This window comes from Rhizobium sp. FKY42 (assembly GCF_005222835.1).
Taxonomy (GTDB): domain Bacteria; phylum Pseudomonadota; class Alphaproteobacteria; order Rhizobiales; family Rhizobiaceae; genus Neorhizobium.
The window spans coordinates 156,573-165,744 of sequence record NZ_STGA01000059.1 but is presented as its reverse complement, the minus strand read 5'-3'; the positions used below and the strand labels follow the sequence as shown (position 1 = coordinate 165,744).

5 protein-coding genes and 1 pseudogene are annotated in these 9,172 nt (G+C 61.7%); 2 read left to right on the top strand and 4 right to left on the bottom strand.

The window, feature by feature from the left end; genetic code table 11:
• Window positions 1-408, bottom strand: a pseudogene (locus E8M78_RS23610) (hypothetical protein); the annotation flags it as partial.
• Window positions 409-507: 99 nt separating this feature from the next.
• Window positions 508-2,346 (bottom strand): ParB N-terminal domain-containing protein, encoded by a 1,839-nt coding sequence (locus E8M78_RS20005; RefSeq protein WP_137136721.1) that lies wholly within the window; start codon window positions 2,344-2,346, stop codon window positions 508-510.
• A gap of 351 nt (window positions 2,347-2,697) precedes the next feature.
• On the opposite strand from E8M78_RS20005, the gene E8M78_RS20000 reads away from it, so the two are divergent.
• Window positions 2,698-2,964, top strand: a complete 267-nt coding sequence (locus E8M78_RS20000; protein ID WP_137136720.1) for a type II toxin-antitoxin system ParD family antitoxin — start codon at window positions 2,698-2,700, stop codon at window positions 2,962-2,964.
• A complete protein-coding gene (locus E8M78_RS19995) occupies window positions 2,961-3,257 on the top strand; it encodes a type II toxin-antitoxin system RelE/ParE family toxin (protein ID WP_137136719.1) in 297 nt (98 codons plus the stop codon). Before E8M78_RS20000 ends, E8M78_RS19995 begins: the two co-directional genes overlap by 4 nt.
• 45 nt (window positions 3,258-3,302) lie before the next feature.
• Here E8M78_RS19995 and E8M78_RS19990 read toward each other — a convergent pair whose 3' ends face one another.
• Together E8M78_RS19990 and E8M78_RS19985 are read right to left on the bottom strand one after the other, a co-directional pair.
• A complete protein-coding gene (locus E8M78_RS19990; RefSeq protein WP_137136718.1) occupies window positions 3,303-8,417 on the bottom strand; it encodes a DEAD/DEAH box helicase family protein in 5,115 nt (1,704 codons plus the stop codon).
• Window positions 8,418-8,505: 88 nt separating this feature from the next.
• The gene (locus E8M78_RS19985; RefSeq protein ID WP_137136717.1) at window positions 8,506-9,111 is read right to left on the bottom strand and encodes a DUF1419 domain-containing protein; all 606 of its coding nucleotides are present in this window, start codon (window positions 9,109-9,111) and stop codon (window positions 8,506-8,508) included.
• Window positions 9,112-9,172 lie beyond the last annotated feature (61 nt).

Here is a 9,172-nt window from a genome sequence, read left to right as displayed (position 1 = left end):
ACCGGCATGCTTTGCCTCAAAAGCGCGACGGTCCTTCACATGGGATTCTCCGGGCATCAGGATCGTGCCAAAAATCTTCTCCCAGGCATCTGGCCACCAGTCCTTGATTGCACGCTCCGCGCACTGCCGCTCAAACGCAGTGAACAGATGGGGAAAGGTGATCGCAACAATCGCCCAGGCAGCGTCTTCTTCATAAAAGCCGTCTTTCGACCGCAGCAGCGGGTGAACATGGCGATTACGCGTCGCCGAGAGCTTGAAGCCGCCGTGACCTGATGTCGTATGGCACTCGACGCCTTCAGCAAAAACGGTCGTTCGCTGTGACACTCCCCACGGCGTATGGACGCGGGTGACGATTTCTCGGCGGCCGAGTGCCTGCCGTTCCCGCTGGTGTTCGGCATTCTCGATCATGGAGTTTCTCCCTAGGTTTTGAGGGGCGTTGAAACGAAATCGCCACCGATGGAGATCACCGGCGGCGGAACATCATTCGGAAGGGAAAAGGGAGTGCAGCTATTCTGCCGCGATGCCGTAGGCGTGCTGCTCCTCGTCAGGCTCGGCCGCGTCCGGAGCATTCTCGATGGTCTCGGGCAGATCGGGAGCGTCGCCTTCATCGGCCGTGGTTTCCCCAGCCGGATTGCCTTCGTCTGTATCTGCCTCCGTCTCTGCATCGGTCGCGGCGCCTTCAATGCGCTCGAATTCGGGGCCATCCTCCCTGACATCGGCCCTGGATGCCTCGTCATCGAGAGTGCCGGCTTGGCTGACCAGATCTTCGACGTCGTTCGGATCGGGGGCGAAGAGTGCCGACGCATGCACGAAATGACCTTGCCTGAAATGGTCGACCAGAGCGGCACGGGTTTCGCGCACCTTTGAGCGCGGCAGGACATTGACCTCCTTCGCTGCCATTTCCAGCGCCTGCCGCGACAGGCACAACAGGAAATCTTCCGAACCCATGTTGGGCAAGAAGCTGTCGGCGCCGATGGCATCGCCGGCGATGCGGGACACGACGCCACTGTTCGACATGCCGCGGCGGCACGACAGCACGTCGATCAGCATGGAGCGGGCGGCAACGCGCACCGTTTCCATGTCGAAGGCGAGCTTGCCGTCCTCGGAAAACAGACGCGCGGCATGGCGCCGGAAACGCTTCGGCCCGAACACGGTGTCGTTGGCGCCGGAGTCAACGCGGACGTTCTGGCTGGCGAAGGCAAGAACGAGCAAGGCCATGAGCATATCGTCCTCGATCGGCGCGCGGCCGAGCGCCTCGTGAAGCGCGTCGGTGCGGAAGTCACCGATCATGTCATGGCCCTTCTGCGTGACGTCGGGACGCGATTTCGGCGTGTCGATGATGCTGCCGTCATGGACGTCACCCTGCCCGCCTGTCGTGGAGACGCTGCCCTTGCCCTTCGCTTTGCTGTCCTCCGGCATGCGGAAGGCAACCGACTGCACCTTGCCGTCGCGGTCGAGATACATGGCCACATGGTCGGACTTCGAAGGCTTGCCGTAGACGCGCTCTGCCTTCTTCGGGAGTTCCGGCTGACCCCAGCTGTTCACCTCGACGATCGCACCCTTCTTCGGAAGGTTGCTGGTCATCCATTCCTGCTGGGCGCCAAGGAAGGCTTCGACATTGTTGGTGTAACGGCTGTCCTGGTCGGCGGGAGCGAACAGGTCCTCGACCCACTCGATGCCATAGGCGCTGGTGAGATCCTTTCCGAAGCTCGCATCCTTCGCATACATGCGGGTTTTCGAGAGCGCGCGGGCGATATTGTACCAGTCGGCCCGCTCACTCTTCTTTGGCTTGTGCGCCTTCCAGACCTCTTTCTGTTCGTCGAACGAGGCGGCTGCGACAGTGCGGAGCTGCTGCTCATTCGGCATGTCGCCGAGCGCCATATGATCGAGCATGGCCGGCAACACATTGGCGAGGAGTCGGAGTTTCCGGATCTGGCGGACGGGGAGGGCGAGCGCGACGGCGATCGCTTCCTCTGTCCAGCCGAGAGCGACAAGCCTTTCGATACCGCGCCACTGGTCCACCGGGTTCAGCGGTTCGCGAGCGATGTTCTCGACCATTGAGTGCATGGCGCGCCAGGAAGCTGGATTGTCATTCGCCGCCTCGCGGACGATCACCTCGATTTCTTCGAGACCGGCGGCGATTGCCTGTCGGACGCGACGGTGTCCGGCCTGAATGATATAGCCATTGCCTCCACCGCTCTCTGGCGACACGACCGGCGGCTGGATGATGCCGACCGCCTTTACCGTCGCCAACAGCAGGGCATCGGATTGGGGCGAGGACTTGGAACGGCGCGCGTCGTCGGGATTGTCCTTCAGCGCGCGGGGATCGAGTTTGAGGATATGCATGGGATTTGCTCCTTTACGGGTTCGGAACCGGCACCTCACCGGCTCTTGGCCGTCTTCACTTCTTTCCGAAGACACTTCCCGGACCGCAGGACGGTCAGACCGGCGCAACTGCACCCGAGCGGCCTTGGCTGTCAGGGCGAGCGGGGCAGCGCCTTGCGAGAACCACGGGCAGGGTTGAGGAGGGGGCGGTTGAGCGACAGCGGCGACGGGTCGACCGATCTGCGAGAGGGGTTTCCCTTCTTTTTCCTACTACTTTCTCTTTCCTGTTCCACCACACGCTGTCGGAATGAGGATTGATAATAGTTGATAAACGACCTATCTTCTCCTGCGTCACGTCAGATGGAGAACAACATGATCAGTGCCGAATTGGGAAAGCAGCTCGAAAGCTATATCCAGCAACTCGTCGACACAGGTCGTTACGGCTCGAAAAGCGAAGTGCTGCGGGAAGGTGTACGACTGGTGCAGGACCGCGAGACCCGGCTTGCCGCACTGGATGCCTCCATCATGCGCGGCATTGCCGATGCCGACGCTGGCCGAACGAAGCCGGCGAGCGATGTCTTCGATCGACTTGAGGCCAAGTACAGTGCAATGGCTGACAAGGCCGAAAACCCGGCATGATCCTTGAGTTTTCCAGCGAGGCGGAAAGCGATCTCGAGCAGATCGCCGATTATATCGCTCAGGACAATCCCCGGCGCGCGCTGTCATTTATCCGAGAATTGCGCAGCAAATGTGAGGATCTTGTCGATAATCCAAACGGCTTCTCCCTCGTCCCCCGTTACGAACGCCATGGTATCCGCCGGCGCGTTCATGGCAATTACCTGATCTTCTACCGCGTCGAATCCGCGAAGGTGGTCGTCGTCCATGTCCTGCATGGCGCCACCGACTATGGCGCCATCCTGTTCGGTGATTAGCTTCAGCTGGCCGGTCTGGGGCGATTTTTCGCTCAAGCCACCGGGCTAAGCGGCGACCTTCTCTGCCCCTGCATCCTCCCGGGCCGATGTCGCGAGCGCCTCCTCGACCTCACGCAACGCCTGACGCTTCTCAGCCAGTTCGTCGGCAAAGGCGAAGGCTCCACTTTGGCGCGACTGGTAGGAGACGAGCCGCCGCTGATACTCCGCCAACCTCTGGCGATAGCGTTCACGCTCCTCCCCGAACCTATCGAGTGCATGCTCGAGTCGGGAGATCGCACCGAGCGGCGTGACGGTGACCGGCAATTCGATCTCTTGGGTCACGTCCGTCCGCTGGAGCAGGGTCTGGTAGTGGTAGGTGTCACCCCGGCCGAACCGCTCGCCTTCATAGGTGAGATCGAAGCCGCCGATCGATGCGATGTGGATTTCACCTTGGCTCTGGAGCTGGACGAGGGTGAGGATTTCCTTCATCAACGCCCGACCGGCGTCTTTCCGCTCGGAGTAGGACTTGCTCATGATGGTCATGGCGAAGGCATCGCCAGAGGTGAGGACCAGGCGTTCGATATCCTGGCCGATTTCACCGATCCGCCGGGTCGAGACCTCGATGTCACGCTCTGCATCGCGCATTTGTCGGCGCACGGCGTATTGGTCGTCTTCATGGGCGGCGCGCAGGCGTTCGAGCCGAGCGATATCAGCCTCCAGTCCCGCCTTCTGCATAAGGCGCTCGTCGCCGGACGCAATGGCCTTGGCCATGGCGAACTGATTGGCCTGGCCTTCACCGATATCCTCCAGCCGCCGGATCGAGGTATCGCCGGACAGCGCGGCGGCGATGAAGCGGGCCTTTCGCTCGTTGTTCTGCCACATCGAGGCATCGAGACTTCCCTCGGTGGCATAGGCGAAGATATCGACCTCGTCATGCTGGTTGCCCTGACGGACAATGCGGCCCTCGCGCTGTTCGATCTGCGAGGGTAGCCACGGCACATCGAGGTGATGCAGGGCCTTCAATCGAAGCTGTGCGTTGACGCCCGTACCCATCGTCTCGGAGCTACCGATCAGGAAACGGACCCGGCCGGCTCGGACATCGCCGAACAACCCTTGCTTGGCTTCGGTCTTCTTGTAGTCCTGCATGAAGGCGATCTGTGATGCCGGCACGCCGAGCCGGACCAGTTCGTCGCGGATGAAGCGATAGGCCGAGAAGCCACGGGTCTTTTCGACGTTGAGCGTGCCGAGATCGGAAAAAATCATCTGCGCGGCGCCTGGCAGATCGAACTCCTTGCCATCGGGGCGGCGATAGATCGCTTCACCAGTTTCCTTCCAGATCCTGTAGGCATTGCGGATGAGCAGATTGAGCTTGTTACCTGCCTCGTTATCGGCCGCCGGCATGACGAAACGCAGGTCGATCGCCGCGTGGCGACCATCCGTAATGACGGAGAGCAGAATATCGTCGCCCGGCTTGGCCGGCCCCTCACGGTTCTCGATTGTCTTGATGCGCGCGTCCAGCATCTGCTGATAGGTCTTGAACAGGGCGGTCGGCTTGGCCGTCAGGATCTGCCGCCGCCCGGTCGAGATGTTGGGCACCTTCACATATTGCTGGAGATCCCCTGGCATCACGACATCGGCAAACGACCGGAACATCGCGATCAGTTCTGGCACGTTGACGAAGGAGGCAAATCGGCTGACAGGCTTGTATTTGCCGGACGGCTGGATTTCGAGCTCGGTCGTCGTATCGCCGAAGCAGGATGCCCAGGCATCGAACTCGTGCAGCCCGCGCTCGGCAAGAGCAGCCTGGCCGAGCAGGCGCTGAATTGAAAACATCTCGCCGAGCGTATTGGTGATCGGCGTGCCGGAGGCGAGAACGAGCGCGCGGCCGGGGTTCTTCGTTTCGATATAGCGGGATTTGACATAGAGATCCCAGGCACGCTGCGAGCCGTTGGGATCGATACCCTTTAGCGTCGACATATTGGTGGCGAAGGACAGCTTTCGGAACTCCTGCGCCTCGTCGACGACAATCTGGTCGACGCCGATTTCCGAGATGGTCAGCAGATCGTCCTTGCGGGTAGCAAGACCTTCGAGCCGCTCCTGCAATCCTTCCTTCAGCCGCTCAAGGCGCTTGCGCGAGACGCGGTCCTCGCTGTCGACCTTGCAAGCCAAATCCTCGTAAAGCTGCAGTTCATCCTGGATCATCTGTTGCTCGAAGGCCGAAGGCACGGCGATGAAGCGAAACGCCGAATGGGTGATGATGATCGCATCCCAGGCCGCGGTCGCTGCGCGCGACAGGAAGCGGGCGCGCTTGTCCTTCGTAAAATTCGTCTCGTCGGCCACGAGAATACGGGCATTCGGATAGAGACCTAAGAATTCGCGCGCGGCCTGTGCCAGGCAATGGCCGGGCACGACCAGCATCGCCTTGGCGGTCAGGCCGAGCCGGCGCTGCTCCATGATCGCGGCTGCCATGGTCATCGTCTTGCCGGCGCCGACAGCATGGGCGAGATAGGTGGAGCCGGAGGAAATGATCCTCCATATGCCGCGTTTCTGGTGGCCATAGAGAGCAAGCGCGCAGCAAGCGCCGGGAAGTTTGAGATGGGAGCCGTCGAATTTGCGCGGCGCGATGTTGTTGAAACGGTCATTGTAATCGCGGGCCAGCCTGTCGGTGCGATCCGCATCGGTCCAGACCCAGTCCTGAAAAGCCTGCTTGATCCTCTGCAGCTTGTCGCGCGCCGCCTCGGTGTCGACGACGTTGAGGACCCGGCGCTCGCCCTCGGCGTCCTTGAAGACGTCGAAGATCTGTGGGACCCGGCTGTTGAGCGCATCTGCGAGCAATTCCCCGGCATGCCGGCGGCTGGTTCCCCATTCGGACGTGCCGGTGGCGCTGTAGCCGAGTTGACGCGCCTCGACTGTCCAGGATCCAAGCTCAGGCATATGATGGATGCGGATCTCCGCCCCCATCATCTCCTTGACGAAGGCGACGACATCGGACGCCGGAATCCACGGTGCGCCCAGGCGAGCGGTAATATCCGAGGGACGCAGATCGGCGGGCTGGACTTGCCTGAGTGCCACGACATTGCGTTGGAAGACGGGATCGAGCGCGGCAGCCGCTTCCGCAGCTGCGAGTTTCGTGCGGACCGAGCCGGAGAGATAGGCGTCGGACGTTTGCCACGAACCGTCGGTCGGATCGCAAAAGATCGTATCACCGAGTTCGGCAATAACCGCTTGCGCGTCACGATGCAGGAGTTCGGCGATATGGTCGACGTCGACGCGGCCGCGCTCGTTGAGCACCACGGCCAAGGTATCGGCCGCCGATGTAATCACCGGGTCGGCCGGCGGCGAGATCACCCGTTCGGAAAAGATCGGACCGGGACGGGCGGTATCGGTCTCGAGGTCATAGTCCTCAATCGACGCGACCAGCCAGCAGTCAGGATCATCGCGGAAGGGCTGAAGGTTTGGCTGGCGATGGGTTTCGCGCACCTCGCCGGTCTCGGCATCCTCCGAGATCGACACCGTCGTGTGGTTGATTGGGCCGAAGTCGCGAACGAATGATGACCAGGCAATGCGCAGCCGTACCTGTAGCTCCTTCCACGGGCGATCCTGCTCCTGGGCCTTCAGCACCTCGCGCACTGCATCGCGAACCGGGATCAGCTTGCGGATAGTGCGGACATGCTTTTCGCTCAGGCCTTCGCCGCCGCGGCCCTTGCTCATCTTGATCTGGACCGGGGAGCCGTCGACCATCTGCATGAGACCATGCCTGGCGTCGATGAAGAAGCTTCCTTCGCGGACCTTTTCAGATTGGGGACGGAGATCGACGATCTCGCCGAGTTCGTCCTCCAGGTCGATGTCGATTTCGTTCGGATCGCCGTCGTAGCGATCTTCCGGCAGGAGCGAGATGACGGCCTTCAGTGCCACTTCGAAATCGACGTCGGCGCGACCACGGCACGTGTACGTCTCCCCGAACGGGCCCGACGTCAGCGCGTGGTCGCCAAGCACGAAATCGGGATGCAGTGAGAACCAGCGATTGATGCGGATAGCGCCTTCGTCTTCAGTTGCCGGGCGGACTTCATCCACGTCGAGCCAGGTCCGGTCGCCCTCTGCTTCTCCAGCCTTGCGCTTGCGGAAGAAAAGGATGTCGACGACGACATCCGTGCCGGCATCGCGGCGAAAGCTGCCCTCGGGCAGGCGGATCGCTGCGATCAGGTCGGCCGACTTGGCGATATGCTCGCGCGCAGTCGTATCGGCCTTGTCCAGCGTACCATGGGAGGTGACGAAGGCCGCGAAGGCACCGGGCTTTAGCAGATCGATTGACCTCGCGATGAAGTAGTCGTGCAGTCTGAGGCCAAGTGACCGATATTGCCGGTCCGAGCGCACGGTGCGATCGGAAAACGGTGGATTGCCGATGGCGAGATCGTAGATCGGCGAGAGTTCAGTGCGCGCGAAATCCCCTTGGATAATCCGCGCCTTTGGCTGCAGCAGGCCGACAATGCGCGCTGTCACCGGATCGAGTTCGACGCCAGTCACGTAAGCCTTGTCGCGATACTCTGCCGGCATTAGAGCCGGAAACAGGCCCGTGCCGATGCCCGGCTCCAGCACGCGACCGCCGCGCCAACCCATGCGCTGCAAACCCGCCCAGATCGCCCGGATGATAAACTCCGGCGTGAAATGCGCATACTGCGTGCAGCGTGCCAGCGACGCGTAGTCAGCCTCAGAGACCGCGCTCTCAAGAGATGAGCCGAGATCGTCCCAGCCCCGCCGAAAGTCGACCTCGCCCGGACGGCGGAACATGCCGTTGGCAAGCTCACCGGCGCCGAAGCCGGTGAAGCGGATCAGCTGCGCCTGCTCCTTTGGGGTCGCCGGCCGGTGCTGCTTGACAATGCCGTCGGCAACGAGGATCGCCGCGACATTCGCGCGGGCGCGATCCTTCCCGGACGCGGCCAATCTGCGATCGCCATCGAGATAGAAATTCGTCCGTAGTCTTGCCCGCCTAACAGGTGCGGCAATGACGGGGAGGGCAGGGGCTGGTGCGGTCGGAGTGGGATCCGGATCGTCATCATTGGCAACATCGGGAGAAAAACTGCCAAACGCGGTCACACCAAGCCCGAGCCCGGAGGACAGGGCAGAGCTGCCGAACATGTCGAAGGTGCCAATTCTATCGAGTGAAAATGGATCGTTGCTCATGAAAATCTCCGTGGAAAGCAGGCGAGCGCCGTCGTCCGGCCGAGGATTCGACCGGCTGCAGGCAGGTTTTGCGATGATGAGATCTGGCTCAGGCGGCCAGGGGGGTGGGGAGGTGGCGCAGATGCACCGGCAGCTTGGCGGCGATCTCGTCGTCGGTCAGGGTGCCGAGCAGCTTCAGAACGGTGCCTTCCTTGCCGCCATAGAGCATGATCGTCCGGTGGCCCTGCGTCGGCTTCGGCCATAGATCTCCGGCATAACCGCGATAGTCATCCGCGGTCGTGCTCCAGATATGCTCGAGCCGTTCTTGGCGGCTCATCGCCCGAAGCGGCCGGGTTTCGCGGTCAAGGATCGCCGAGCGCATCGCCTCGACCGAGTTCTGATCGGACAGGTCGCAGTAGGCGTGGAAATAGCGGACGGCGTCATCGATCCGGATCGCGTAGAACACCGAGGTCACGGAACCCGTCATGAACTCGCGCATCGCAAAGATCGGTCCACGCATCCACAGCGGTGGCAGGATGTCGAGCATGTAACTGTAGGAGGTCTCATCGATCTCAAACCACTCGCCGGCATAGGTGGCAGACTGATCGCCGCCAAAACGGTCTGGGCGCTTGGCGTGCCGATCGAACATGCGGAACATGTCGGCGCGCTTGGCGACACCCTGAAACACTTTGCGGGGGAGGAATATCGAGGTCATCGGCTTGATCCTTTCGGGGTTTAGGGACCGAAGGCAGCACTGTCGTTTCGACCTCGCTATC